Consider the following 25,602-nt stretch of genomic DNA (forward strand, 5'->3'; position numbering starts at 1 on the left):
GCGGGCCACCCGATCCGGGTGGCCCGCTTCTCTTCACTGTGGAGCTAAGGAGAATTGAACTCCTGACCTCCTGCATGCCATGCAGGCGCTCTACCAACTGAGCTATAGCCCCTTGTACCGCCGTACTGCTTGCCGTTTCGGTTTCCCTTGCCGGTTCCCCTTGGCGACGTCCCAAACATTACACGGTCATGGCCCTGGTCCAAAAATCGGTTTCCGCGACCTCGGAGCCATGCCCGGCATGTACTACTACGTCCGTTTCATCACGCCTTGGCGAACTGGTAGAAGCGCTTGAGCGTGCAGTGCTCGTCGAGCAGCCGGCCGTAGATCGGCTCGCCCTCCAGCTCGCGGTACGTCTCGATGGGGTCGCCCTTTATGATCAGCGCCCGTGCGCATTCCTCGCACCAGTACTGGTAGTCGGGATTGACCGGCTCCATGTCCCGCACGATCGGCGTGCCGTTGTTGCACCAGTCGCACCGCCGCCGGTGTGCACCCATCCGTCAGCGACTCCCTCCCGCGTCGGGCCGTCGTGTCCCCCTCCGGCCGTCCGATTCTGCCATGCCGGTACGGGCCGGGTCAGCAAGCACGAAAGGAACAAACGCAAGTATCCCGCCCCCTTTTTGGGGACGGGATACCGATTGTGGAGCTAAGGAGAATTGAACTCCTGACCTCCTGCATGCCATGCAGGCGCTCTACCAACTGAGCTATAGCCCCGCTCCTCGCGGCGCTCCCCCCGTTTCCGGCGTTCCGCGCTGCGAACAAGAAGAACTCTAGCCTGTGACCAGCCGGAAAGTGAAATCCGGCCGGTGGGCCCGCATCGGCGGTGCTCAGTCGTCGTCGCCGAGCACCGGCTCCGGCAGCGTGCCGGCGTTGTGCTCCATGAGGCGCCAGCCGCGCGCGCCCTCGCCGAGGACCGACCAGCAGCAGTTGGAAAGCCCGCCCAGGCTCTCCCAGGAGGACGAGTCCAGGCCCAGCAGGCGGCCGATGGTCGTACGGATCGTCCCGCCGTGGCTGACCACCACGAGCGTGCCGCCCTCGGGCAGCAGGCCGGCGTGGCGCAGCACGACCGGCGCGGCCCGGTCGGCGACCTCGGTCTCCAGCTCGCCGCCGCCGCGCCGCACGGGCTCGCCGCGCTTCCACGCCGCGTACTGCTCGCCGTACTTGTGGAGGATCTCCTCGTGGGTGAGCCCCTGCCACTCGCCCGCGTACGTCTCGCGCAGTGCCTCGTGGTGCGCCACCGGAAGGCCGGTGACGGTGGCCAGCTCGGCGGCCGTGGCGGAGGCGCGCCGCAGGTCGGAGGCGACGATGGCGTCCGGCCCCAGCGACGCGAGCAGCCGGGCGGCGCGGCGCGCCTGCGCCACACCGGTCTCGGTCAGCTCGATGTCCGTGGAGCCCTGGAAGCGGCGCTCCAGGTTCCAGGAGGTCTGTCCGTGCCGCCAAAGGACGATCTTCCGGCCGGTCCTGCCGCTCTTGCCGTCCGATGCGGCCGGTGCGGTGGAGGCGGCCGTACCGGTCGTACCCGTGTCGGTCGTGCTCAGAACAGATCACCGTCCAGTTCGTCGTCACCCTGCGCCTCGCGCAGCTTCGCGTGCTCTTCGGCCTTGCCGATGGTGAGCTTGGCGTCCTCGGGGAGCTCGATCTCGGGGCAGTCCTTCCACAGGCGCTCCAGCGCGTAGAAGACCCGCTCCTCGCTGTGCTGGACGTGCACGACGATGTCGACGTAGTCCAGCAGGATCCAGCGGGCGTCGCGGTCGCCCTCGCGGCGCACCGGCTTGGCGCCGAGTTCCTTGAGCAGGCGCTCTTCGATCTCGTCCACGATCGACTTGACCTGGCGGTCGTTGGGCGCGGAGGCGAGGAGGAAGGCGTCGGTGATCGACAGCACGTCGCTGACGTCGTACGCGATGATGTCGTGCGCGAGCCGGTCGGCCGCGGCCTGGGCGGCGGCGGTGATGAGCTCGATGGAGCGGTCCGTGGCGGTCACTGGCCATGCTTTCGGGTTGGCGGGCAGATCCTCTCAAGGGTCTCATGTACCGCCGACACCGCCCGCGCGGAAGGTTCCGCGCGGGCGACGCCGCAGCCCAAGGGCGCGACGCGACGGCTCAGGAGGCCTTGTAGTCCTTGCCCAGGACCACCACGACGTCCGCGTTCACCGAACTTTCGGCCTTCTTCACGGCCGTCTCCGGCAAGCCCAGCGTCTTGGCCACCTCGACCGCCTTCGGCCGCTGCGCCTCGTCCTGGTAAGTGATCTGCGAGACGGCCGCGGTCTTGTCGGCCTTGCCGCCCTCCACCAGCGTGTAGCCGCCGTTCAGCAGCGCCGCCTTCGCCGCGAGCTGCGTCTTCTCGTCTCCGGTGGCGTCCTTGAGGCCGATGCGGGGGGCCGCGCCGGGGACCGCCGCGACGGAGCCGCCGAGGATCTCGCCGACGGCCTTCTTTCCCGCGTCGTCGCCGAGGCGGCCGTCCGGCTTCACCGGGAGCACCTCGGTGCGGTAGGCGCCCACCTTGGCGTGCTCGCCGATCCGCGACAGCAGCGCGCCGAGGTTCTGCGCGTTGAGGGCCGGGTCCAGGATCTGGCCCATGCTCTCGACGGTCACCGCCGCCGCCTTCGGGTCGCCGGGGATCTTGCGCAGGACGGCGTACAGCACTTTGCCGAGCCGCTCCAGCTGCTTGGTCTCGGGCTCGCCCTGGCCGCGGTACGTGGCGTACGCGACGGCCATCGCACCGGTGAGGCTCTGCTTCGCCCCCTGGGCCACGGCCGGGGTCTTGGCCTGGTCGTCGGCGGGGACGGCGGTGTCGGTGTCGGCCTCGATCCCGCCGACCAGCTCGACGAGCCGCTCCAGGAAGGGGGTGTCCAGGCGCCAGGTGCCGCCGATCCGGGTGCCGAGGACCGAGTCGAGCGCCTCACGGGTGCCGAGGCCGCCGCCCTCGACCGCCTTGGACAGGGGCTGGTCGGTGCCGTCCTGCTGGGGGACGGTCAGGGTGTTGGGCAGCAGGAGCGTGGCGCCCTGCTTCGTGGTCACGTTGTCGACGAGCAGCGCCGTGGAGGAGCCGCCCTTCTTCGTGTTGAGCACGTGGACGACGATCATGTCGCGCTTTTGCGCCCCGGCGGCGGCCGCGGTCTTCTTCTGGCCGCCCGGCCCGTCCAGGAAGGGGAGCTTGCCCGCGTACCAGAGGTAGCCGGCGCCGCCGACGACGAGCAGGGCGAGGACGACGATCAGCGCGACGATCCGGTTGCGGCCGCGGCGGCGGGCCTCCTCGCGGCGCTCCGTGCGGCTCTCGGTGAAGGCGAGCCAGTCGATGACGTCCTCGGACTCCTCGTCCGGCTGGTCGATGAAGGCGAACATCTCGGTGCGGTAGTCCCGGCCGGCCGCGGGTTCGGGGGCGGCCCGGCGCGGCTCGGGGATCTGGGGCTCGGGCTGCGGGTCCGGGGCGTGCTGCTGGGGCGCCTGCTGCTGGGGGATCCACTGCTGCGCCTGCCGGGTGTCGTACCCGGGGCCGGGGGCGTACTGCTCCTGGCCGTACGTCCCGTCCTGCGTGCCGTAGCCCTGGGCGGCCGGCGGCTGCTGCGGCGAGTAGGGCTGCTGCTGGGGGGCGTAGCCCTCGTACTCGTAGCCGTACGGATGCTCGTACGCGGGCGCCGGGGCCTGGGCGGGCGCCCGCCCGTACACGGGCCGGCCGTACGGGTCGTAGCCGATGAGCTGCTGCTCCTGGGCGGCGTACGGGTCGTACGGATCCTGTCGGTCGGTCACCGCGGGCCCCTCTCTCCGGAACCGGAAGCTCAGGCTCCCCGGTACAGCTCACGCTTGTCGATGTAGCGCACCACACCGTCCGGCACCAGATACCAGACGGGATCGCCCTGCGCGACGCGCGCCCGGCAGTCGGTGGACGAAATCGCGAGCGCGGGCACCTCGACCAGGGAGACACCGCCCTCGGGCAGGCCGTCGTCGGTCAGTACGTGGCCCGGCCGGGTGACTCCGATGAAGTGCGCGAGGGAGAACAGCTCCTCGGCGTTGCGCCAGGTCAGGATCTGCGCGAGGGCGTCGGCACCGGTGATGAAGAACAGGTCCGAGTCCTGGTTGAGGGCGCTCAGGTCCCGCAGCGTGTCGATGGTGTACGTCGGTCCGCCGCGGTCGATGTCGATGCGGCTCACCGAGAACTGGGGGTTCGAGGCCGTCGCGATGACCGTCATCAGGTAGCGGTCCTCGGCCGGTGACACGACGCTGTGCGACTTCTGCCACGGCTGGCCGGTCGGTACGAACACCACCTCGTCGAGGTGGAAGAGTGCGGCCACCTCACTGGCGGCCACGAGGTGTCCGTGGTGGATCGGATCGAATGTCCCGCCCATCACGCCGAGGCGGCGCTTGACCGGGCCGGTAGGCGTTCCCTGCTCTCCCATGAGCGCAGAGCCTACTGGCCCGGTGGCCCGTCCCCGACCCGCGTCCGAGCGGGTGCCCGGGGGCGCGCCGGACACCCTCTAGCGGTCGCGGTTGAGGCGCGTGGTCATCCAGAGCAGGAGCAGCAGGATGAAGAACGCGCCGCCACCGGTCAGGTAGGGGCTCAGGCTGTCGTGGTTGCCGCCGTGCTGCTCGGCACCCTCCGAGGCGAGAACGACCAGGTTGTGGGTGGTGGTGGAGAGGCTCATCAGGCAGGTACCTATCGAGTCGGGAGGGAGCGGAGACTTCCCTCACATCGTATGCGGGGGCCCGGGGCACGCTCACGCCGACTCAGGCGTTGGGGAGGATGGACGCGCAAGCAGACAGGTCTATCCAGGGGGAGGGCGCTATGACGAACACCGGAACCGAGAAGGTACCGGCCCGGAACCGCAGGAGGTTCCCCGGCATTTCCTCGCGGGCGTACGAGCATCCGGCCGACCGCTCGGCGCTGGTCGCGCTGCGCAAGCTCAGCGGGTTCGACACGGTGTTCAAGGCGCTCAGCGGGCTGCTGCCGGAGCGGAGCCTGCGGCTGCTGTTCCTGTCGGATTCGGTCCGGGTGGGCGAGACGCAGTTCCCCCACCTGCACGAAATGCTGCGCGACGCCTGTTACATCCTGGACCTGGAGCGGGTCCCGCAGATGTACGTGCAGCAGGACCCGAAGCCGAACGCCATGTGCATCGGGCTGGACGAGCCGATCATCGTGGTGACGACGGGCCTCGTCGAGCTGCTCGACGAGGAGGAGATGCGGGCGGTGGTGGGCCACGAGGTGGGCCACGCGCTGTCCGGGCACGCCGTGTACCGAACGGTCCTGCTCTTCCTGACGAACCTGGCGCTCAAGGTGGCCTGGATCCCGCTGGGCAATGTGGCGATCACGGCGATCGTCACCGCGCTGCGCGAATGGTTCCGCAAGTCGGAGCTGTCGGCGGACCGGGCCGGACTGCTGGTGGGGCAGGACGTGCACGCGTCGATGCGCGGGCTGATGAAGCTGGCGGGCGGCCACCACCTGCACGAGATGAACGTGGACGCCTTCCTGGCCCAGGCCGAGGAGTACGAGGCGGGCGGTGACCTGCGCGACTCGGTGCTGAAGATCCTCAACATGCTGCCGCGTACGCACCCCTTCACCACGGTGCGCGCGGCCGAGCTGAAGAAGTGGTCGCAGCACCGGGACTACCAGCGGATCATGGACGGCCACTACCCGCGGCGGGACGAGGACAAGGACACCTCGGTGAGCGACTCCTTCCGGGAGTCCGCCTCGCACTACGTCGGCTCCGTGCGCACCAGCAAGGATCCGCTGATGAAGCTGGTCGGCGACATAGCCGGCGGTGCGGGTGACCTGGGGGGCAAGCTCCGCGACGTGTTCACCGGCGCAGGCTCCGGGGCGGACGGGGCCGGCCGGGACCCGAAGGGCGGCGCCCGGGACGGCGGCGAGGGCGAGGCTACGGAGCGCTAGTCGCGCCGTCCGGCGGCGCCGGGGCGTCCGGGGAGGCGGGCCTCGCCAGTACGCCGCACAGCCCGGCCGTGCGCCTCGGCTGGCCGCTGGCGTACGGGTCGCTGGCCGGCGGGCCGACAGTGGTGGGGCCGGCCCCGGCCAGCAGCGGACGGAACGCCGCCGCCGGGTCGGTGGCACAGTCCTGCGGTCCGGCCACCACGTAGGCCGAGACCAGCTCCGCACGCCGGGCCGTGAGGTCCGTGCGGTCGAAGCGCAGCTGCAGCTCGCGGCGCACGGTGAAGAGCGAGGCCCCGGCGGCGGCCGCCGGAGACCCTCCGGCGGGTCCGACCGCGTACACGAAGGTGTGGTCGGTGGTGACTTCCACCGCATCGGGGGTGACTTCCTCGAAGGCGAGGGTGCCGCTGACCCGTACGCGCGAGTCGACGACCACCGCGGTGCCCGGGTCGAAGCGGACCAGCCACCCGGTGGCGGCGTGCCGGCCGTCCCCGGAGGGCGAGGTCATGCTGTGGTCGAACTGCGGCAGCTGGCCCGGGTCGAGCAGGACCCGCACGGGCCGGGTGGCGGTCCCGGCCAGGACGTCCGGGTCCAGCGAGGACTGCACCAGGTAGTCCTTCGCGATGGACAGCGCCGAGACGATCTGGCTCTCGTTGAAATGCGCGGTACGGCGCACGGCGGGCAGGGTGATCCCGGCCGCGCCCACCGGGTACTGCGCCGCGGGGCTGTCGGCGAACAGGTCGGCCGGGCGTCCGCCGGGCACGGCGGCGGTCGGCGCGAGCGGGACGACGACGCTGCCGAGCGGCCGGGCCTCGGTCTCGGGCGTGGGCACGTACGGGTTGCGCAGGCCCATGTACACGGCGACCGCAAAGGCCGTGGCGATGAGCAGCACGAGCAGCATGCCCTGCCGGGCTCCCCTGCCGGGCGTGCCGGTGCGGTGCCCCACACCGCCGCCCGACCAGAGGGAACGGCTGCGGACGGCCCGGGCGTGCTCGCCCATCCGTTCCTCGGCGGAGTACTCCTGGAGCCGGGCCGCGCGGACGAAGTCCTCGTCGAACACCACGGACCGGTACTCGTCCGGCCGGAAGTCGTCATCGCCACCGCCGATGCCGTCGGGGGTGCCGTTGGGCGGATCTCCTGGAACGGCCATCGCTTCTCCCCGCTGTCCCCGGTTCAGAGAAGCCCCCGGCTCCGGTCACGCGAGTGGGGTCGTGCTCAAGGGGTCGTACTTTCAGGGTTGGCGGCCGACGGGGTACGTAAACGCCCCGGCGCCGGTGACTTCGCGCAGCGGCGTACTGGACGGGGCGGGGGCCGGATCCGGGTCGCCGTCGGCGCTGCGGTACACCGCGCTGAACGCCAGGGCGACCATGCCCAGGCCCATCACGACGGCCAGCACCCAGGCGACCGGCCGAAGCCACGGCGAGCGGCCGCGGTAGGGCCGCAGCCGGCCCCCGTAGGCGCCGTAGGGGCCTTCCGGGTAGCCGTGGCCGTAGCGGGCGTGCTCCCAGCCGGGCTCGTCGAGGCCGTAGGCGCCGGGCGGACCGTACCCGTAGCCGTCGTAGTCGTCTTCGCCGGGCCGGCCGCCGGCCACGCGCGCGGCTTCGGCGGCCTCGGCGCGGGCCCGGTCGGCGGCCCGCTGACGCTCGGCCGCGCTCGGTTCGTGAATCTCGGCGTTCCGGACGAAGGCCTCGTCGAACACCACGGAGGCGAAGTCCTGATCCGCGCCTCCGCGGTCGTCGTCGGGCTCACCGTCGTCCGGGAACGGCTTGTCCCCCACGTCGTCCGGCACGCGACCAGAGTAGACCCGAGGGACTGCTTTGGGCAGGGTGTGAGCGGAAATCCGGCCACACCGGGTGCGGTGGGCGACTACCGGACGTGACCGTCGCCGGTGACGATGTACTTGGTCGAGGTCAGCTCGGGAAGGCCCATCGGGCCGCGGGCGTGCAGCTTCTGCGTGGAGATGCCGATCTCCGCGCCGAAGCCGAACTGACCACCGTCCGTGAACCGGGTGGAGGCGTTCACGGCGACCGTGGTCGAGTCGACCAGCTGGGTGAAGCGGCGGGCGGCGGCCTGCGAGGTGGTGACGATCGCCTCGGTGTGCCCGGAGGTCCAGCGGCGGATGTGGCTGACGGCTTCGTCGAGGGAGTCCACGACGGCGGCCGCGATGTCGTACGAGAGGTACTCGGCGGCCCAGTCCTCGTCGGTGGCGGGCAGCGCGGTCACCTTGGTGCCTTCGGCGTACGAGAGCACCTCGCCGTCCCCGTGGACGGTGACGCCGGCGTCCGCGAGGGCGTCCAGCGCCAGGGGCAGGAAGGCGGCCGCGATGTCGCGGTGGACCAGCAGCGTCTCGGCGGAGTTGCACACGGAGGGCCGCTGGGCCTTGGAGTTGACGAGGATGTCCACCGCCATGGCCAGGTCGGCCTGGGCGTCGACGTAGACGTGGCAGTTGCCGGTACCGGTCTCGATGACCGGGACGGTCGACTCCTCCACGACGGTCTTGATGAGCGAGGCGCCGCCGCGCGGGATGAGGACGTCGACGAGGCCGCGGGCGCGCATCAGCTCGCGGACGGAGTCGCGGGACTCGCCGGGGACGAGCTGGATCGCGTCCGCGGGGAGCCCGGTGGAGACGATGGCGTCGCGGAGGATCCCGACGAGGGCGGTGTTCGAGGCGTAGGCGGAGGAACTGCCGCGCAGGAGAACGGCGTTGCCGGACTTCAGGCAGAGGGCGGCGGCGTCGACGGTGACGTTGGGGCGGGCTTCGTAGATGATGCCGACGACGCCGAGCGGGACGCGGATCTGGCGGAGGTCGATGCCGTTGGGGAGGGTCGAGCCGCGGACGACCTCGCCGACGGGGTCGGGGAGGGCGGCGACGTCGCGCACGTCGGAGGCGATGGCGCGGACGCGCTCGGGGGTGAGGGTGAGGCGGTCGATGACGGTCTCGCTCGTGCCGGCCGCGGCGGCCTTGGCGGTGTCGACGGCGTTGGCCTCGACGATCTCGGCCGTACGGGCCTCCAGCGCGTCCGCGATGGCCAGGAGGGCTGCGTCCTTGGCGGACCGCGGGAGCGGGGCGATGGCCGCGGCGGCGGTCCGGGCGGCCTGCGCGGTGGCGGTGACGGGGCTGGGGGCGTCGTACGAGGTCATGCGGCCAGGGTAGTCGCCGGCGGGGCCCGGCCGGATGGGGTTTCACCCCGCGAGACGCCTGCCGTGCGGACCCCTGCCGGTCGGCGGGCGGGCCCCCGAGACGCCCGCGGCGGGGCCGGGCTGCCCATGCCGGGCGGGCCTTAGCCGGGCGGCCCCGTGCCAGGCGGGCCCGTGCCAGGCGGCCCATGCCAGGCGGCCCATGCCAGGCGGGCCCGGCCGGCCGCTGCGCGGAGCCTTGCCCCACCCCGCCCTTCCACCGTTTCCCCGGGCTCCGCCCGGACCCGGTCCTCAAACGCCGGACGGGCTGGAACAAGCGGGCTCCGCCCGGACCGCGTTCCCGAACGCCGGATGGGCCGGAGCACCCGGCCCCCGCCCGGACCCGGTCCTGAACGCCGGACGGCTGCGACAAGCGGTGCTCCACCCGGACCCGGTCCTCAAGCGCCGGACGGGCCGGAACAAGCGGGCTCCCCCTGGCGGACGGAGTTCGCCGCAGCGGCCCGCAGCCGGTGGCCGCCGGCGCCGGGCCCGCAAGCGCGGGCCGACGGAACGGCCTACTTGACCGGCAGCCCACGGGACCCCGCCCCACGTCCGGCGGTCGGAGGCCGCCGCAGCGGGCCGAAGCCCGGGAAGCACCCCGGCGCTGACCGGTGCGAGGGACGCGTCTAGTAAGGATGCACGCCGACCGGGTGGGCCGGAGGCGGGCCGTAACCCTCCGCCACCCGCTGGTGGTAGGTCGCGCGGTCGATGACCTCCAGGCCGACGATCTCCCACGGAGGCAGCCGCGCCGACGAGCGGTGCTCGCCCCACAGCCGCAGGGCGACGGCCGCCGCGTCGTGCAGGTCGCGGGCCTCCTCCCAGTACCGGATCTCCGCATGGTCATCGGCATACCGGCTGGTCAGCAGAAACGGATGATCATGCGCGAGCTGCTCGAGCCCGCGCCGCACCTCGCGCAGCGGGGCCGGCTTGCCGGAGACGCTCAGGGTCACGTGCCAGAGACGGGAGGTGTCGCCCTGGTCCCCGCCTCCGCCGCCGTCACCGTCCCCGGTGCCGACGCTGGTCAGCGCTCGCCTCACCAGCCGCCTCCTGTCTGCTCCGCCACGCCCCGCGCGTCCGTCTGCCTCTCACAGTTGACCAGTCCTTGGCCTGCCGTGCGGCGGTTTTACCGAACCTCAGCCCTCCAGCAGCACCAGATCGTCCCGGTGGACGACCTCCCGCTCGTACGCGGGTCCGAGCTCTCGCGCGAGCTCGCGGGTGGAGCGCCCCAGCAGCCTCGGAAGCTCCTTGGCGTCGAAGTTGACCAGGCCCCTGGCCACCGCGCGGCCGTCCGCGGAGCGCAGTTCCACGGGGTCCCCGGCGACGAACTCGCCTTCCACGGCGGCGATTCCGGCGGGCAGCAGCGAGCTGCCGCGCTCGGTGACCGCGCGCACCGCGCCGTCGTCGAGTACGAGGTGCCCCTGCGGGGCCGAGGCGTGCTGGAGCCACAGCAGCCGGTCCGCCGAGCGGCGGCCCGTCGCGTGGAAGAGGGTGCCGGTGCCGCGCCCGGCGAGGGCGTCCGCGGCCTGGCTGGCGGAGGTGAGGACCACGGGGATCCCGGCGGCGGCCGCGATCCGGGCGGCCTCGACCTTGGTGACCATGCCGCCGGTGCCGACTCCCGCCTTGCCGGCGCTGCCGATGGAGACGTGGGCGATGTCCTCGGGGCCGCGCACTTCCTCGACGCGGGTGGTGCCGGGCAGCGACGGGTCCCCGTCGTAGAGGCCGTCGACGTCGGACAGCAGCACCAGCAGGTCGGCCCGGACCAGGTGGGCGACGAGGGCCGCCAGCCGGTCGTTGTCGCCGAAGCGGATCTCGTCCGTGGCCACGGTGTCGTTCTCGTTGACGACGGGCAGGGCTCCCATGACGAGGAGCTGGTCCAGGGTCCGGTAGGCGTTGCGGTAGTGGGCGCGCCGGCTGGTGTCGTCGCTGGTCAGCAGCACTTGGCCGACGCGGATGCCGTACCGGGCGAAGGAGGCGGTGTACCGGGCGACGAGCAGGCCCTGTCCGACGCTGGCGGCGGCCTGCTGGCGGGCCAGGTCCTTCGGGCGGCGGCGCAGTCCGAGGGGGGAGAGTCCGGCGGCGATGGCTCCGGAGGAGACGAGCACTATCTCCTTCTCGCCGCCGCTGCGGGCCTTGGCCAGTACGTCGACCAGCGCGTCCACCCGGTCGGCGTCGAGCCCGCCCGCCGCGGTGGTCAGCGAGGAGGAGCCGACCTTGACCACGATCCTGCGGGCGTCCACGACGCTCTGCCTAGCCGCTGACACGTGTTCCCCTTGCCCCTTGCCCTGCTGATCCTTGCGCCCTCAATCTACGGGGTGGCCGGGCGCACCCGCGCGGCGGTTTCAGAGCGTGGACGGGCTCCGGGCCGGGTCCTGTCCGGCCGCGCGGGCCGCCCCGGGGACGAGGATCTTGCGGGAGAGCAGGAAGGTGAACGGGATCGCCACGACGGCCGCGACCAGCGGCGCGATCCGGGTGTCCATTCCGGCCCAGGTGACGAGCGCGTAGAGGCCGGCCGACTGGATCACGTAGTTGGTGACGTTGGTCAGCGGGAAGAGCGCGAACTTCTTCCAGGTCGGCCGGGTGCGGTAGGTGAAGTAGGTGTTCATGAAGAACGAGCCGACCATCGACAGCAGGAAGGCCAGGGTGTAGGCGGCGAAGTACGGCATCCACGGGTGCAGGAGCAGGTAGATGCCGAAGAAGGTGGCGGTGTTCACCCCGCCCACGAGGCCGAAGCGGAGGATCTGCCCGAGCTGCTCGCGCCGGGTGCCGCGGGCGGGCGTGCCGGTGCCGCGGGCGGGGGTGCCGTCGGCCGTCATCCGCGGCTGCGCTCCACGATCACGGCCTCGGCGGCGTCCATGCGCCCGGCCTGCGGGCGCCCGGCGCCGTGCGCCTCCTTGACCAGGAAGTGGGGCCTGCGCTTGGTCTCGTAGTAGATGCGGCCGATGTACTCGCCGATCAGCCCCAGCATGATCATCTGTACCCCGCCGAGGCCCGTGATGAGCGCGACGAGGGTGACGTACCCGGGGGACTCGACGCCGTGGGTGATCGCCATCACGGTGATCCACAGCGCGTAGAGCCCGGTGAGGCCCACGAGGGACACGCCGAGCCAGATCCCGATCCGCAGCGGCCGGTTGTTGAAGGAGATCAGGCCGTCCATGGCGTAGTTCAGCAGGGAGCCGAACTTCCACTTCGTCTCGCCGGCCTCGCGCTGGGCGTTGCGGTAGTCGAAGTGGACCGTGTCGAAACCGATCCAGGAGAAGAGCCCCTTGGAGAACCTGTTGTACTCCGGCAGCGACAGCAGGGCGTCGACGGCCGGCCGGGAGAGCAGCCGGAAGTCACCGACGCCGTCGGTGAGCTCGACGTCCACCCAGCGGTTGACGCCGCGGTAGTACAGCCGGCTGAGCGCGGAGCGGACCTTCCTGTCCCCCTCGCGGGTGCGCCGGGCGATGATCTGGTCGTGGCCCTGCCGGTGGTAGTCGAGCATGGTGGCGATCAGCTCGGGCGGGTGCTGGAGGTCGGCGTCCATGATGACCACCGCGTCACCCGTGGCCTCGCGCAGGCCGGCCAGCATGCCGGCCTCCTTGCCGAAGTTCCGGCTGAACGAGACGTAGCGCGTCTGCTCGCCGTGCTCCGCGGCGATCTTGCGGAGCTTCTCCAGGGTGCCGTCGCGGCTGCCGTCGTCGACGTAACACACCTCATAGGTGACGGGCAGCGCGTCCAGGACCCTGCGGATCTCGACGTCGAAACTGTCGATGACTGCTTCTTCGTTGTAGCAAGGGACAACTACCGACAGCTTGGTCATGAACACTTCCTGCTGGGTCCGAACGGGTGATTGTCGGCGACCGGACCCGCCACACACCTCTTCCTCAGAAGTATGCACGGCGGGACCGGCCTGCCGGAGTCTCGCGTGACACACGGTAGCTTTGACGGGCGGGGGGTCCCCCCGGACGGAGTCCGGGGGCGGATGGAACAAAGGGATCGAGGTGCACGTGCCTGACGTCTCCGTGGTCGTCATCGTCTATAACGACGCAGAGCGTCTGTCGACAGCCGTCCAGTCGGTTTTGGACCAGACCCTGCACGGGGTCGAAGTCGTGATCGTGGACGACTGCAGCAAGGACCGGTCCTACGCGGTCGCCCAGGAACTGGAGGCGGCGCATCCGGGCCGGGTGCGCGCCTTCCGCCTGCCGGAGAACAGCGGCGGCTGCGGCGCGCCGCGCAACCACGGCATCCAGCAGGCCACCGGCAGCTACGTCATGTTCCTGGACAGCGACGACGTGCTGGAACGAAACGCCTGCCGGAACATGCTGGCCGCGGCCGAGCGGACCGGCTCCGACCTGGTCTCGGGCATGTGCGTCCGGGTGCACCTGGACAACCGGTGGGGCAAGACCACCGAGTGGTACCCGTGGATCTACTCGCGCACCCGCACGCTGGAGTCGATCACCGAGTACCCGGACCTGCTGGTGTACGACACCCTCTCGACGAACAAGTGCTACCGGCGCGAGTTCCTGCTGGAGCAGGGCCTGGAGTTCCCGGTCGGCATCCACTACGAGGACCTGCTGTTCTCCGCGCAGGCGTACGTCGCCGCGCGCCGCATCACGCTGATCCCGAACCACGTCTACTTCTGGAACGTGGTCGAGAAGGCGGAGGCGAAGTCGATCAGCAACCGGCGCCACGAGATCGCGAACTTCGTCCACCGGATGGAGATCCACCGCCGCGTCGACGAGCTGCTGGCCGCCAAGGGCCACACCGACATCAAGACCGCCAAGGACGCCAAGTTCCTCAAGCACGACCTGGTGCTGCACCTGCGCGACCTGCCCCTGCTGGGCGACGCGTACCGCCAGGAGTTCGCCCGGCTGGCCAACGGCTACCTGGCCGGCATCGATCCCGCCGCGTACGAGAGCGTCAACCACCTCCAGGCCATCTGCGCCTACCTGCTGGGCAGGGAGGACTGGGACAACCTGCTTCCGGCCGCGGACGCGATGACCAACAAGGGGCGGCTCACGTCCCCGCTGGCCGAGCGCGACGGCCGCGTTTACTGGTGCGGCCGGCACCTCGACGACGCCGAGGGCCGCCGGATACTGGACGTCACCGAGCAGGGCTTCCACACCGCCCCGCTCTCCTCGCTCTCCCTGGGCAACCGCCTCACTTCCTACGAGGACGACGGGCGCGGCACCGTCACGCTGTCCGGGGCCGTCGTCAACCCGCTCGGCCGCATCAAGGACGGGCAGGAGCTGAAGGCCACCCTCGAATTCCGGGCCCGCCGGCAGATCGGCGTGCGCTCGTTCAGCTTCCCGGCGACAACCGTGCGCCACGCCGGTGACACGATCGAGTGGACCGCGACCGCCGACGTCGCGAGCACCGTCCGCCCGCTCGGCATCATCGACGCCGTCTGGGACGTCCGGCTGAAGCTGACGTCCGGCAGCGACCGGATCACCACCCGCGTCTCGGTCGGCGGGGTCGACCTGGAGTCGGCCGCCCGGCTGCGCGTGCGGCCGCGGCTGACCCGGCTGGTCTCCGACCGCTTCGAGCCGGAGGTGACCAAGAAGGGCAACCTCTCCTACGTCCTGACCGCCGAGGGCGCCGCCGCCGTCCGCACCCGGACGCTGATCGACAGCGCCATGCACGGCAGGGCCGCGGGCGTGGTCAAGCGCGGCCTGCGCAAGGCCCTGCGGGCCCGCCGCAACATCGGCTCGGGCGAGCAGAAGGTGAAGGTCTACCACGAGGTCTTCTCGAAGCTGCCGGTCAAGAAGGGCACCGTCGTCTTCGAGAGCCACATGGGCAAGCAGTACAGCGACAGCCCGAAGGCGATCTACGAGGAGATGGTGCGCCAGGGCGTGCCGTTCGAGGCGATCTGGTCGTACGCGGGCGCCAAGCCCACCGGTTTCCCCAAGGAGGCCACGCTGGTCCGCCGCTGGGGCTGGCCTTACCTGCGGGCGCTGGCGCAGGCCGAGTTCTGGGTCGACAACCAGGGCTTCCCGCTGGCGCTGACCAAGCGCGCGGGGACCACGTACATCCAGACCTGGCACGGCTCCGCGCTCAAGCGGATGGGCTTCCACGAGCCCCGCACCAAGGCCCAGGGCCAGGCCGGCCAGGACCGCTTCCAGGCGGCCGTGGACCGTTTCGACCACTTCCTGATCCGCTCCGAGCACGATGCCCGGACCCTTGCCAAGGGCTTCCGGCTGCGCGACGAGGTACTGATGCGCAGCGGCTACCCGCGCAACGACGCCCTGGTCGAGGCGCACCGCGCCGAGGTGCAGAGCGGGGAGCGGATCCGCGGGCCGCTCGCCGCCGAGCTGGGCATCGACCCGGACAAGCGCGTGCTGCTGTACGCGCCGACCTTCCGGGCGGGCGCCGACGGCGCGGTGGAGAACTTCGTCTTCCCCTTCGACGTCGAGGAGTTCGCGGACCGGCTGGGTGACCGTTTCGTCCTGCTGGTGCGCACGCACTACCTGAACAGCGTCTCGCTGCCGCCGTCGGTCGCCGGCCGGGTGATCGACGTCTCCCGGCACCACGACATCACGCCGCTGCTGGCCCTCGCCGACGGCCTGATCACCGACTACTCGTCCGTGATGTTCGACTACGCGGTGCTGGACCGGCCGATGCTGTTCTTCGCCTACGACTACGAGGCGTACGCGACGGACATCCGCGGCACCTACTTCGACCTCAAGGAGAAGGCGCCGGGGCCGGTGGTGGCCACCGCCGACGAGCTGATGCAGGCCGTCTCCGCCTTCGACGAGGCCGACGCCAAGTACGCGGAGGCGCGCCAGCGCTTCCTCACCGAGTTCGGCGAGTACGACCGCGGGGACGCCGCCCGCCAGATCGTCGAGAAGTTCTTCACCAGGAGCGGCAAGTGAGCCAGCAGAACGCCGCCGACCCGGCCGCCGCGTCCGCGCCGGACGGCCGTGACATCTTCCTCGTGTCCAACAGCGTGGACGAGCTCGGTGGGGTGACCACCTGGTCGCACCAGATGGCCCGGCTCTTCACCGACCGCGGGCACCGGGTGCACGTGATCGGCATCGCGCCGGTCGAGGAGGAGCTGCGGCAGAAGTTCCCGCCGGACCTCCCCTACGAGACGACGACCCTGTACACGTCCCGTCCGCCGGCCGCGCGCCGGCTGAGCGGCCTCAAGGGCCGGCTCAACGCACCGGAGCGGCGCCGCCAGGCGGCCCGCCGCGCGGGGATGCGGGCCAAGGCCGAGACGCTGAGCTCCCTGTTCCGCGCCGCGCGCCCGGGCGCGGTGGTCATCGTCACGCAGGTGTGGGCGATGGAGTGGGTGGCGCTCGCCGACACCAAGGGGCTCACCCTGATCGGCATGAGCCACGAGTCCTACGAGGCGAGTCACACGTCCTCCCGCGGCGAGCGGGTACGCCGCTTCTACCAGGACGCGGACCGGCTGCTCGTGCTGACGCCCGAGGACGCGGACCTGTGGATCCGGGCGGGCGTGCAGAACGTGGACAGCATGCCGAACCCGCTGCCGTTCATGCCGGACTCCCCCGCACCGCGCACCGAGAAGGTCGTGGCGAGCGTGGGCCGTCTCGCGTTCGAGAAGGGCGTGGACCTGCTGCTCGACGCCTGGGCGGACACGGCGCCGCGGCACCCCGACTGGGTCCTGCGGATCTACGGGGCCGGCGTGGAGGAGCCGAAGCTGCGGGCGCACGCCGCCGAGCTCGGCATCGAGGAATCCGTGCAGTGGATGGGCAGCACCGACGACGTGCTCGGCTCGCTGCGCGGGGCCTCGGTGTTCGCGCAGGCCTCGCGGGCCGAGGGGTTCCCCATCACGCTGCTGGAGGCGATGGCCGCCGGCCTGCCGGTGGTCGCCTTCGACTGCGCGCCGGGCGTACGGGAGATCGTGCGGCACGGTGAGGACGGGCTGCTGGCCCGGCTCGGCAACACGATGGAGCTGGCGGGGCACCTGGACGTGCTGATGACGGACGGCGAGCTGCGCGACCGGCTGGGCGACACCGCGTTTCGCGATGTGCGCCGCTATTCCAGTGCCGAGATCACCGACCGCTGGGAGGAGCTGTTCTCCTTCCTGGAGCGCTGACCTCCTCGCGTACGTACGGAAACCGCCCGCCCCGGACCGGATCCGGGGCGGGCGGTTTCCTACGAGCGGATTACCTGCCCACCTGCTCCACGGCGCCCACCCGGTTGGCCTCCCAGCCCGCCCAGGCCGAGGTGATCATCTCGCGGACGTCGTGCTTGGCCTTCCAGCCCAGCTCGGCGGCGATCTTGTCGGCCGAGGCCACGACCTTGGCCGGGTCACCGGGGCGGCGCGGGGTGACCACGGGTGCGATGTCGTGCCCGGTGTGGGCGTTCATCAGCTCCACCATCTCGCGGACGGAGACCCCCTCGCCGCGGCCGATGTTGACGGTGAGGTCCTGATACTGGCCCTGCGCGCCCCACTCGGCGAGCTTGCGGGCGGCCACCACGTGGGCGTCCGCCAGGTCCTCGACGTGAATGTAGTCGCGGATGCAGGTGCCGTCGGGCGTCGGGTAGTCGTCACCGAAGATCCGCGCGCCCTCACCGGCCGTGTAGCGCTCGAAGACCATCGGGACGAGGTTGAAGACGCCGGTGTCGGCGAGCTCCGGCGTCGCGGCGCCCGCCACGTTGAAGTAGCGCAGGCAGGCGGTGGAGATGCCGTGGGCCTTCCCGGCCGCGCGGACGAGCCACTCACCGGCCAGCTTGGTCTCGCCGTACGGGCTCAGCGGCAGGCACGGGGTGTCCTCGGTGACGAGGTCGACGTCCGGCATCCCGTAGACGGAGGCGGAGGAGGAGAAGAGGAAGTTGCGGATGCCGGCGGCGGCCACGGCCTGGAGCAGGACCGTCAGGCCCTGCACGTTCTCGTGGTAGTAGTACAGCGGCTTCTCGACGGACTCGCCGACCTGCTTCTTGCCCGCGAGGTGCACCACGCCGGTGATCTCGTGCCGCGCGATGGTCTCGTCCAGGGTCAGCCGGTCCAGGACCGAGCCGATCACCAGCGGCACGCCCTCCGGGACACGGCTCTCGTCGCCCGTGGAGAGGTCGTCGAGGACGACGACCTGCTCGCCCGCGAGGAGCATCGCGCGAACGACGTGCGCACCGATGTACCCGGCGCCGCCGGTGATCAGAAATGTCATGCCTAGTCTCCCGAGTCCTGTCTGTCCTGTGGGTCTGCCCTGTGCCTGCGGCGCCGGTCAGCCGGACCTCAGCGCCGCCTTGGCCCTGGCCCTGCCGAGCCGGTTGCGTACGAAGCTGAGCGCACCCGCCGCACCCGGCGCGAGCCGCACCGCCAGCGAACCGCCGGCCGTGCGGTAGGGCTGCGCCAGCAGAACACCGTACCGGCTGCTGAACAGCGCGCGTCGGCGCAGCAGGTCGTCGAAGGGGCGCGGGGAGGTGAGCACGGAGCTCCCGTCGGCACACTCCACGCCGATCTGCACCCCCCAGGCCTGCATCCCGCGCCGCCCCTGGCGCCGCCCGGACTCCGCCAGCACGGTCAGGCGGAACGGCACGTCACAGACCCAGCCGTCGCCGTCCGGCGCCGCGCGCAGCTCCACCGGCTCCCCCCGGACGGCCTCCCCGCCCGAGCGCGGCAGGAACACCGGCCGCGCGGTGAGCGGCCCGGCCGCGGCGAGGCGCCCGTACAGGTCGTGCACCCGCAGGCGCAGCCCCGCCACACCCGCCGCCCGGGCGTCGATGGTGACGGGCAGCTCCGCCGTCGGCAGTTCCGCCAGCCGGTCCAGCTCCACCGGCAGCTCCACGCTCCACACCGGCAGCCCGTCGGCGGCCGTCGCGTACGGGGGCTCCAGGCGCGGGGGTTCGGCGGCGAAGCGGGCGAGCCGCGCGAGGTCGGCGGGCGGGGTCGCGGTGGCCCGCAGCAGCCGGACGATCCAGCGCGCGTGCGCCCCGGCGGCCTCGATCTCGGCGTCGGCGAAGCCGGCCAGGTAATCCCGCGTCAGGGTCCACCAGGCGGCCTGGTACTCGGGGTCCCGGCCGATCTCGCGCAGGTACATGCGCAGGTCGTACTCCAGGAACTTGACCTGGCAGGCGCGGCCCAGCTCCGGCGAGGACTCGGACAGGATCCGGGAGGCGGTGCGGTGGGCCTCGATGCGCGACCGCCAGTTGCCGACGTCCTTGCGGTCGAGGGAGATCGACACCCGCGCGGCGTCGCGGCGCACGTGCCAGACGTAGACGAGGTCGCCGATCACCGCGACACGGGGCTCCGCGGCCAGTACGCGGGCGGTGAAGACGAAGTCCTCGTAGCGGAAGCGGCCGTCGGGGAACCGGATCGCGTGCTCGTCCAGGAAGGCGCGCTCGTAGAGCTTGTTGACGCACAGGGTGTCGCGGACCAGCCCGGTCCGCTCCGTGGGCCGCTCGATCACGTCACCGGGCGTGTAGAGCCCCGGCACCCACGGCACGTCCTGGTACTGCGGCAGTTCGCGCCGCACGCACGCGCCCACGGTCACCGGCGCCTTGTGCTGCCGCGCGGCGCCGACCAGGGCGTCGGCCGCACCGGGCGGCAGGACGTCGTCGCTGTCGAGGAAGAGCACGTACGGGGCGGTCGCGGCCGCGATCCCGTCGTTGCGCGGGGTCCCGCAGCCGCCGCTGTTCTCGGTCCGGTGCAGGACCTTCACCCGGGGGTGCAGGGCCGCCAGCTCGTCCAGCACCCGCGCGGTGTCGTCGGAGGAGGCGTCGTTGACGGCGACGACCTCGGCGACCACCGGGCCCTGGGCGAGAGCCGAGGTAACGGCCTCGCCCACGAGCCCGGCGTCGTTGTACGCGATCACCACGACGGAAACGGTGGCGGCATTGATGCTGGTCACCCAGTTGATCCTAGGCGACCCGGATAAAGGCCACCTCAACAGGACCGGTCACGCGTCGGCGGTCCCGCCTCAGAAGGGGCGGAACTCGTCGTACTCCTGCTGCGCGGAGTCGCCGTCGCCGCGCTTGGCGTCCCGCTCCTTGCGCCGCTGCGTGGCCGGGCGCGGAGCCTCCATGCGGTGGTCCTCGCCACGGCGGCCCAGCATCTCGGCGCCGGCCATCATGGTCGGCTCCCAGTCGAAGACGACGGCGTTCTCGTCGGAGCCGATGGCCACGCCGTCACCGGCGCGGGCGCCGGCCTTCTTGAGCGCGTCCTCGACACCGAGGCGGTTGAGCCGGTCGGCGAGGTAGCCGACGGCCTCGTCGTTGTTGAAGTCGGTCTGGCGGACCCAGCGTTCGGGCTTCTCGCCGCGCACGTTGTAGACGTCCTCGACCTCGTCGTAGGTGACGGTGAAGCCGGCGTCGTCCACGGCCTTCGGGCGGATGACGATGCGGGTCGCCTCCTCCTTCGGCTTGCGGGCGCGCGCCTTCGCGATGACCTCGGCGAGGAAGTAGGAGAGCTCCTTGAGGCCCGTACGGGCGACCGCGGAGACCTCGAAGACCTTGTAACCGCGCGCCTCCAGGTCCGGGCGGACCATGTCCGCGAGTTCCTGGCCGTCCGGGATGTCGACCTTGTTGAGGACGACGAGCCGCGGGCGCTTCTCCAGTCCGCCGCCGTAGAGCTTGAGCTCTTCCTCGATGACGTCGAGGTCGGCGATCGGGTCGCGGTCGGACTCCAGGGTGGCGGTGTCCAGTACGTGCACCAGCACCGAGCAGCGCTCGACGTGGCGCAGGAACTCCAGGCCCAGACCCTTGCCCTGGCTGGCGCCCGGGATGAGACCCGGGACGTCGGCGATGGTGTAGACGGTCGAGCCGGCCGTGACCACGCCCAGGTTCGGGACGAGGGTGGTGAAGGGGTAGTCCGCGATCTTCGGCTTGGCGGAGGAGAGCACCGAGATCAGCGAGGACTTGCCGGCGCTCGGGAAGCCGACCAGCGCCACGTCGGCGACGGTCTTGAGCTCCAGGACGATGTCGCCGGTGGTGCCGGGGACGCCGAGCAGCGCGAAGCCGGGCGCCTTGCGGCGGGCCGAGGACAGCGCGGCGTTGCCCAGGCCCCCGCGGCCGCCCTCTGCGGCGACGTACGTGGTGCCCTGGCCGACGAGGTCGGCGAGGACGTTGCCCTCCTTGTCGAGGACGACGGTGCCGTCCGGCACGGGCAGGACCAGGTCCTGGCCGTCCTTGCCGGAGCGGTTGCCGCCCTCGCCGGGCTTGCCGTTGGTGGCCTTGCGGTGGGGGCTGTGGTGGTAGTCCAGCAGAGTCGTGATCGCCTGCTCCACCACCAGGATGACATCGCCGCCACGGCCGCCGTTGCCGCCGTCGGGGCCGCCGAGCGGCTTGAACTTCTCCCGGTGAACGGAGGCGCAGCCGTGGCCCCCGTTACCCGCGGCGACGTGCAGCTCGACGCGGTCCACGAAGGTGGTCATGGGTGTTCCTCCAGATACATACGGGAAATGTCCCGGGCAGTCCGTATTGCTACCACTGCCCATTAAACGTGGTCTATATGACCAACGCGCCGAGGGCGGACCTCTCTTCCCGGCTCGCGCCGGGAAGAGCTGAGATCCGCCCTCGGGAAGTTACGTACCGCTGATCAGCAGGAGCTGGATCAGGCAGCCGGAACGATGTTGACGACCTTGCGGCCACGGTGCGTGCCGAACTCGACCGAACCGGCCTGCAGCGCGAACAGCGTGTCGTCGCCACCACGACCGACACCCGAACCCGGGTGGAAGTGGGTGCCGCGCTGGCGGACGAGGATCTCGCCGGCGGAAACGACCTGACCGCCGAAGCGCTTCACGCCGAGCCGCTGGGCATTGGAGTCGCGCCCGTTCCGGGTGGACGATGCGCCCTTCTTGTGTGCCATGTCTCAGTCCCTCTTACTTCGCAGCCGTGGGGATACCGGTGACCTTGATCGCCGTGTACTGCTGGCGGTGACCCTGGCGACGGCGGTAGCCGGTCTTGTTCTTGTAGCGCAGGATGTCGATCTTGGCGCCCTTGTGGTGGTCCACGATCTCGGCCTGGACCTTGATCCCGGCCAGCACCCACGGGTCGCTGGTCACGGCGTCGCCGTCGACAACGAGCAGGGTCGAGAGCTCGACCGTGTCGCCAACCTTGGCAGTGGAAATCTTGTCAACCTCAACGATGTCACCAACAGCAACCTTGTGCTGGCGACCACCGCTGCGCACGATGGCGTACACGCGGATCTCTCTCTCACTCGGGACGGATGCTCCTGAAGCCAGCCGCTCACATGGGCCGGGGCCCACGGTGATCCGGATTGGACGAGCGGCCTCTCCCGCGCCGCGCACAGGCGCAGCGATAGGGAGGAAGGTGCTCAGGAGCGCGACGCGCACTAGACGTCAAATCGTCTAGGACATGCCGACGGTCTAGGTTACGGGGCTGGTTCCGGGGGGTCAAACCGGCCTCCGCAAGGCCGTGGGCCCCGCCGGACGGCGGGGCCCACGGCCGTACGACGGATCAGCCTTCGGCGGGGGCCGAGACCGACGGCGGCGTCTGCTGCTCGGCCGCTGCGGTCTTCTTCGTAGCCCGCTTGGCCGGGGCCTTCTTGGCCGCCGTGGTGGCCGTGGTGGCCTTCTTGGCGGCCGTCTTCTTCGCGGTGGCGGTCTTGGTCGCCGCCGCCTTCTTGGCCGGGGCCTTCTTCGCCGGGGCCTTCTTGGCCGCGGTGGTGGCCGCCTTCTTGGCGGCCGTCTTGCGGACCGCCTTCTTGGCGACGGCCGGAACGGCTTCCTCGGCCTCGGCCTGCGCCGCATCCACCGGTGCCTGCGGCTCCGCCGACGGCGTCTCCACGACCACGACCGCCGCCTCGGCCGCGCCCGCCGGGGAACCGGCCGGGGCGGTGGCCTTACGGGTGGCACGGCGGCGCGGACGGGCCGGAGCGGCCTCGACCACGGGCTCGGCCGGAGCCTCCGGAGCGACCGGCGCGGGCTCGGGCTCGACCACGGGGGCCGGCTCGGGCTCGACGACGGCCTCAACCACGGCCTCAACCACGGCCTCGACCACGGTCTCCGGCTCGGCCGAAGCCGCCGGAGCACCCGCCGGGGCGGTCGCCTTACGGGTCGCACGCCGACGCGTACGGCCCTTCGGGGCCTCCTCCACCGGCGCGGCCACGACCGTCTCGGCGGCCTCCACGGCCTCGGCGACGACCTCGGCGGCCGGCTCCAGGACGGTGTCGGCCGGAGCCGTCACCGGCTCCTCCTCGATGACCGGGGTCACCGGGACCACCTCGGCCGGAGCCTGCGCCGGGACGGCCGCACCGCGCGGGGCGCCCGCCGGAGCGGTCGCCTTGCGGGTGGCCCGACGACGGTTGCGCCGGCTGCTGATGCCCGCGGCGGCCTCCGCCTCGGCCGGGCTGCCGTACAGCTCCTCGCCCGCGGCGAACTCCGGCTCGGGCAGCGCACGCGGGGCCGCGACCTCGGCCGCCAGCTCCGCCTCCGTCTCGGCCTCGTACTCCTCGGCGTCGACGGTCTCGACCGTGTCGACGGCCTCGATCTCGTGGTCGTGCTCGTGGCCACGGCCGCCACGGCGCTTGGAGCGCTTGCCGTTGCCGCCGCCGCCCGCCGCGGTCGGGATGTCCATGTGCACGATCACACCGCGGCCGTTGCAGTGGACGCAGGTCTCGGAGAAGGACTCCAGCAGACCCTGGCCCACCCGCTTGCGGGTCATCTGCACCAGGCCCAGCGAGGTGACCTCGGCCACCTGGTGCTTGGTCCGGTCCCGGCCCAGGCACTCCAGCATGCGGCGCAGCACCAGGTCCCGGTTCGACTCCAGCACCATGTCGATGAAGTCGATGACGACGATGCCGCCCAGGTCGCGCAGCCGCAGCTGGCGCACGATCTCCTCGGCCGCCTCCAGGTTGTTCCTGGTGACGGTCTCCTCGAGGTTGCCGCCCTGACCGGTGAACTTGCCGGTGTTGACGTCGATGACGATCATCGCCTCGGTCTTGTCGATCACGAGGGAGCCGCCCGAGGGCAGCCACACCTTGCGGTCGAGCGCCTTGGCGAGCTGCTCGTCGATCCGGTACGTCGCGAAGACGTCCACCTCGGAGGTCCAGCGCGACAGCCGGTCCGCGAGGTCCGGCGCCACGTGGGACACGTAGCCGTGGATCGTCTCCCACGCCTGGTCACCGCTGACGATGACCTTCGAGAAGTCCTCGTTGAAGATGTCGCGCACGACCCGGACGGTCATGTCCGGCTCGCCGTACAGCAGGCTCGGCGAAGACGTCGTGATCTGCTTCGACTTCTTCTGGATGTCCTCCCACTGGGCCTGCAGACGCTCCACGTCACGGCGCAGCTCGTCCTCGCTCGCGCCCTCGGCGGCGGTGCGCACGATGACGCCCGCGTCCTCGGGGACGATCTTCTTGAGGATGGTCTTCAGCCGCGCGCGCTCGGTGTCGGGCAGCTTGCGGCTGATCCCGGTCATCGAGCCCTCGGGCACGTAGACCAGGTACCGGCCGGGCAGCGAGACCTGGCTGGTCAGGCGGGCGCCCTTGTGGCCGATCGGGTCCTTGGTGACCTGCACCAGGACCGACTGGCCCGACTTGAGGGCGGACTCGATGCGGCGGGGGCCGTTGGCCATGCCCAGCGCCTCGAAGTTGACCTCGCCGGCGTACAGGACCGCGTTGCGGCCCTTGCCGATGTCGATGAAGGCGGCCTCCATCGACGGCAGCACGTTCTGGACCTTGCCCAGGTAGACGTTGCCGACGTACGAGGTGGCCTCTTCCTTGTTGACGTAGTGCTCGACGAGCACGTTGTCCTCAAGGACGCCGATCTGGGTGCGCTCGCCCGCCTGGCGGACGACCATCACGCGCTCGACGGCCTCACGGCGGGCCAGGAACTCGGCCTCGGTGATGATCGGGACGCGACGGCGGCCCTGCTCGCGGCCCTCGCGGCGGCGCTGCTTCTTCGCCTCCAGACGGGTCGAGCCCTTGATGGACTGGACCTCGTCCGACGGCTCGGCCTTCTCGCGGGCCGGCCGCGGCTCGCGGACCTTGACGACGGTGCGGACCCCGTCCTCCTCGGACGCCTCGACGTCCGTACCGCTGTCACCGCTGCGACGGCGGCGACGACGGCGACGGCGGCTGGAGCTGGAGCCCAGGGCGCCGGACTCGTCGGCCTCGTCGTCCTCGGCCTCCTCGTCGGCCTCCTGCTCGGCGGCCTCGGCCTCGGCGTCCTCATCGGCGGACTCGTCCAGGTCGGCGGCCTCACCGCGACGGCGGCGACGGCCACCGCGACGGCGACGGCGCGACGGACGCTCGCCGTCGATCTCGTCGTCCTCCAGGTCGGCGGCCTCGGCCTCCGCCTCGGTCTCCTCGGCCTCGTGCATCTCTACGTCGGCCAGCGAGACGGGGGCGGCCGAGACGGGGGCCGGCTCGGCGGCCGGAGCGGTCTCGACGGCGCCGCGGCCGCGGCGGCGGCGACGGCCGGCCGGCTGCGCGGCGGGGGCCGCGGCGGCCGGGGCCTCGGCCTCGGGCTCCTCCTCCTCGGCTTCCTCGGCCTGGGAGGCGGCGGCAGCGGCCGCGGCGGCCATGGCGGCGGTCTCCGGCGTCTGGAACATCGGCTCGGCGAACACCGGGGCCTGGAAGACGGCCACGGCGGGACGCGCGGCGCGGCGGGCGCCACGAGCCGGCGCCGGGGCGGCCGGCGCCTCGGC

22 protein-coding genes and 2 tRNA genes are annotated in these 25,602 nt (G+C 71.7%); 3 read left to right on the forward strand and 21 right to left on the reverse strand.

The window, feature by feature from the left end:
- Nucleotides 1–39: 39 nt before the first annotated feature.
- The 8 genes from ACWGH1_RS33430 to ACWGH1_RS33465 form a co-directional block, all read right to left on the reverse strand.
- Nucleotides 40–112: transfer RNA gene (locus tag ACWGH1_RS33430), tRNA-Ala, on the reverse strand.
- Between the two features lie 148 nt (nucleotides 113–260).
- Entirely contained in the window at nucleotides 261–494 is a 234-nt protein-coding gene (locus ACWGH1_RS33435; protein ID WP_136215681.1) for a hypothetical protein, read from the reverse strand.
- Between the two features lie 144 nt (nucleotides 495–638).
- A tRNA-Ala gene (locus ACWGH1_RS33440) sits at nucleotides 639–711 on the reverse strand.
- 113 nt (nucleotides 712–824) lie between these two features.
- Nucleotides 825–1,445, reverse strand: a complete 621-nt coding sequence (locus tag ACWGH1_RS33445) for a histidine phosphatase family protein (protein WP_453357531.1) — start codon at nucleotides 1,443–1,445, stop codon at nucleotides 825–827.
- Between the two features lie 86 nt (nucleotides 1,446–1,531).
- Complete coding sequence (gene rsfS / locus ACWGH1_RS33450) at nucleotides 1,532–1,978, reverse strand: ribosome silencing factor (RefSeq protein ID WP_136215683.1); 447 nt, start codon at nucleotides 1,976–1,978, stop codon at nucleotides 1,532–1,534.
- A gap of 118 nt (nucleotides 1,979–2,096) precedes the next feature.
- Nucleotides 2,097–3,743 carry an LCP family protein gene (locus ACWGH1_RS33455; RefSeq protein ID WP_453409286.1) on the reverse strand — a complete coding sequence of 549 codons (1,647 nt, stop codon included), beginning with the start codon at nucleotides 3,741–3,743 and terminating at the stop codon, nucleotides 2,097–2,099.
- A gap of 29 nt (nucleotides 3,744–3,772) precedes the next feature.
- The gene (gene nadD, locus ACWGH1_RS33460; RefSeq protein WP_361310888.1) at nucleotides 3,773–4,390 is read right to left on the reverse strand and encodes a nicotinate-nucleotide adenylyltransferase; all 618 of its coding nucleotides are present in this window, start codon (nucleotides 4,388–4,390) and stop codon (nucleotides 3,773–3,775) included.
- A 78-nt stretch (nucleotides 4,391–4,468) separates the two neighbouring features.
- Complete coding sequence (locus ACWGH1_RS33465; protein WP_453354997.1) at nucleotides 4,469–4,636, reverse strand: hypothetical protein; 168 nt, start codon at nucleotides 4,634–4,636, stop codon at nucleotides 4,469–4,471.
- A 140-nt stretch (nucleotides 4,637–4,776) separates the two neighbouring features.
- On the opposite strand from ACWGH1_RS33465, the gene ACWGH1_RS33470 reads away from it, so the two are divergent.
- Nucleotides 4,777–5,877 carry a M48 family metallopeptidase gene (locus tag ACWGH1_RS33470; protein WP_453354996.1) on the forward strand — a complete coding sequence of 367 codons (1,101 nt, stop codon included), beginning with the start codon at nucleotides 4,777–4,779 and terminating at the stop codon, nucleotides 5,875–5,877.
- Here the strand turns inward: ACWGH1_RS33470 and ACWGH1_RS33475 are convergent.
- The 7 genes from ACWGH1_RS33475 to ACWGH1_RS33505 form a co-directional block, all read right to left on the reverse strand.
- Nucleotides 5,864–7,021, reverse strand: coding sequence for an SCO2583 family membrane protein (locus ACWGH1_RS33475; protein WP_453354995.1), 1,158 nt, complete (start codon nucleotides 7,019–7,021; stop codon nucleotides 5,864–5,866). The two genes, ACWGH1_RS33470 and ACWGH1_RS33475, sit on opposite strands and share 14 nt — an antisense overlap.
- A gap of 81 nt (nucleotides 7,022–7,102) precedes the next feature.
- Nucleotides 7,103–7,660, reverse strand: a complete 558-nt coding sequence (locus tag ACWGH1_RS33480) for an SCO2584 family spore wall biosynthesis protein (RefSeq protein ID WP_453409287.1) — start codon at nucleotides 7,658–7,660, stop codon at nucleotides 7,103–7,105.
- Between the two features lie 77 nt (nucleotides 7,661–7,737).
- Nucleotides 7,738–9,012 (reverse strand): glutamate-5-semialdehyde dehydrogenase, encoded by a 1,275-nt coding sequence (locus ACWGH1_RS33485; protein ID WP_453354993.1) that lies wholly within the window; start codon nucleotides 9,010–9,012, stop codon nucleotides 7,738–7,740.
- Nucleotides 9,013–9,674: 662 nt separating this feature from the next.
- A complete protein-coding gene (locus ACWGH1_RS33490) occupies nucleotides 9,675–10,085 on the reverse strand; it encodes a hypothetical protein (protein ID WP_453354831.1) in 411 nt (136 codons plus the stop codon).
- Nucleotides 10,086–10,181: 96 nt separating this feature from the next.
- Nucleotides 10,182–11,309 carry a glutamate 5-kinase gene (proB, locus tag ACWGH1_RS33495; protein ID WP_453354832.1) on the reverse strand — a complete coding sequence of 376 codons (1,128 nt, stop codon included), beginning with the start codon at nucleotides 11,307–11,309 and terminating at the stop codon, nucleotides 10,182–10,184.
- 78 nt (nucleotides 11,310–11,387) lie between these two features.
- A complete protein-coding gene (locus ACWGH1_RS33500; RefSeq protein WP_453354833.1) occupies nucleotides 11,388–11,861 on the reverse strand; it encodes a GtrA family protein in 474 nt (157 codons plus the stop codon).
- Nucleotides 11,858–12,847, reverse strand: a complete 990-nt coding sequence (locus ACWGH1_RS33505) for a glycosyltransferase family 2 protein (protein ID WP_453354834.1) — start codon at nucleotides 12,845–12,847, stop codon at nucleotides 11,858–11,860. Before ACWGH1_RS33505 ends, ACWGH1_RS33500 begins: the two co-directional genes overlap by 4 nt.
- Nucleotides 12,848–13,028: 181 nt before the next feature.
- Between ACWGH1_RS33505 and ACWGH1_RS33510 the strand changes: the two genes are divergently transcribed.
- Nucleotides 13,029–15,899, forward strand: a complete 2,871-nt coding sequence (locus ACWGH1_RS33510; protein WP_453354835.1) for a bifunctional glycosyltransferase/CDP-glycerol:glycerophosphate glycerophosphotransferase — start codon at nucleotides 13,029–13,031, stop codon at nucleotides 15,897–15,899.
- On the forward strand, nucleotides 15,896–17,089 hold the full coding sequence (locus ACWGH1_RS33515) for a glycosyltransferase (protein WP_453354836.1): 1,194 nt from the start codon (nucleotides 15,896–15,898) through the stop codon (nucleotides 17,087–17,089). Before ACWGH1_RS33510 ends, ACWGH1_RS33515 begins: the two co-directional genes overlap by 4 nt.
- Nucleotides 17,090–17,159: 70 nt before the next feature.
- Here the strand turns inward: ACWGH1_RS33515 and galE are convergent, their stop codons facing one another.
- The 6 genes from galE to ACWGH1_RS33545 all read right to left on the reverse strand — a co-directional run.
- The gene (gene galE, locus ACWGH1_RS33520; RefSeq protein ID WP_453356417.1) at nucleotides 17,160–18,161 is read right to left on the reverse strand and encodes a UDP-glucose 4-epimerase GalE; all 1,002 of its coding nucleotides are present in this window, start codon (nucleotides 18,159–18,161) and stop codon (nucleotides 17,160–17,162) included.
- Between the two features lie 57 nt (nucleotides 18,162–18,218).
- Nucleotides 18,219–19,844 carry a glycosyltransferase family 2 protein gene (locus tag ACWGH1_RS33525; protein ID WP_453356416.1) on the reverse strand — a complete coding sequence of 542 codons (1,626 nt, stop codon included), beginning with the start codon at nucleotides 19,842–19,844 and terminating at the stop codon, nucleotides 18,219–18,221.
- Nucleotides 19,845–19,913: 69 nt separating this feature from the next.
- On the reverse strand, nucleotides 19,914–21,365 hold the full coding sequence (gene obgE, locus ACWGH1_RS33530) for a GTPase ObgE (RefSeq protein ID WP_453356415.1): 1,452 nt from the start codon (nucleotides 21,363–21,365) through the stop codon (nucleotides 19,914–19,916).
- Between the two features lie 179 nt (nucleotides 21,366–21,544).
- A complete protein-coding gene (rpmA, locus tag ACWGH1_RS33535) occupies nucleotides 21,545–21,799 on the reverse strand; it encodes a 50S ribosomal protein L27 (protein WP_030013081.1) in 255 nt (84 codons plus the stop codon).
- A 13-nt stretch (nucleotides 21,800–21,812) separates the two neighbouring features.
- A complete protein-coding gene (gene rplU, locus ACWGH1_RS33540; RefSeq protein ID WP_030159347.1) occupies nucleotides 21,813–22,133 on the reverse strand; it encodes a 50S ribosomal protein L21 in 321 nt (106 codons plus the stop codon).
- Between the two features lie 277 nt (nucleotides 22,134–22,410).
- A partial coding sequence (locus tag ACWGH1_RS33545; protein WP_453409288.1) for an Rne/Rng family ribonuclease occupies nucleotides 22,411–25,602 on the reverse strand: 3,192 nt, incomplete at its 5' end.

The sequence above is a fragment of the Streptomyces sp. NPDC054883 genome (assembly GCF_053610645.1).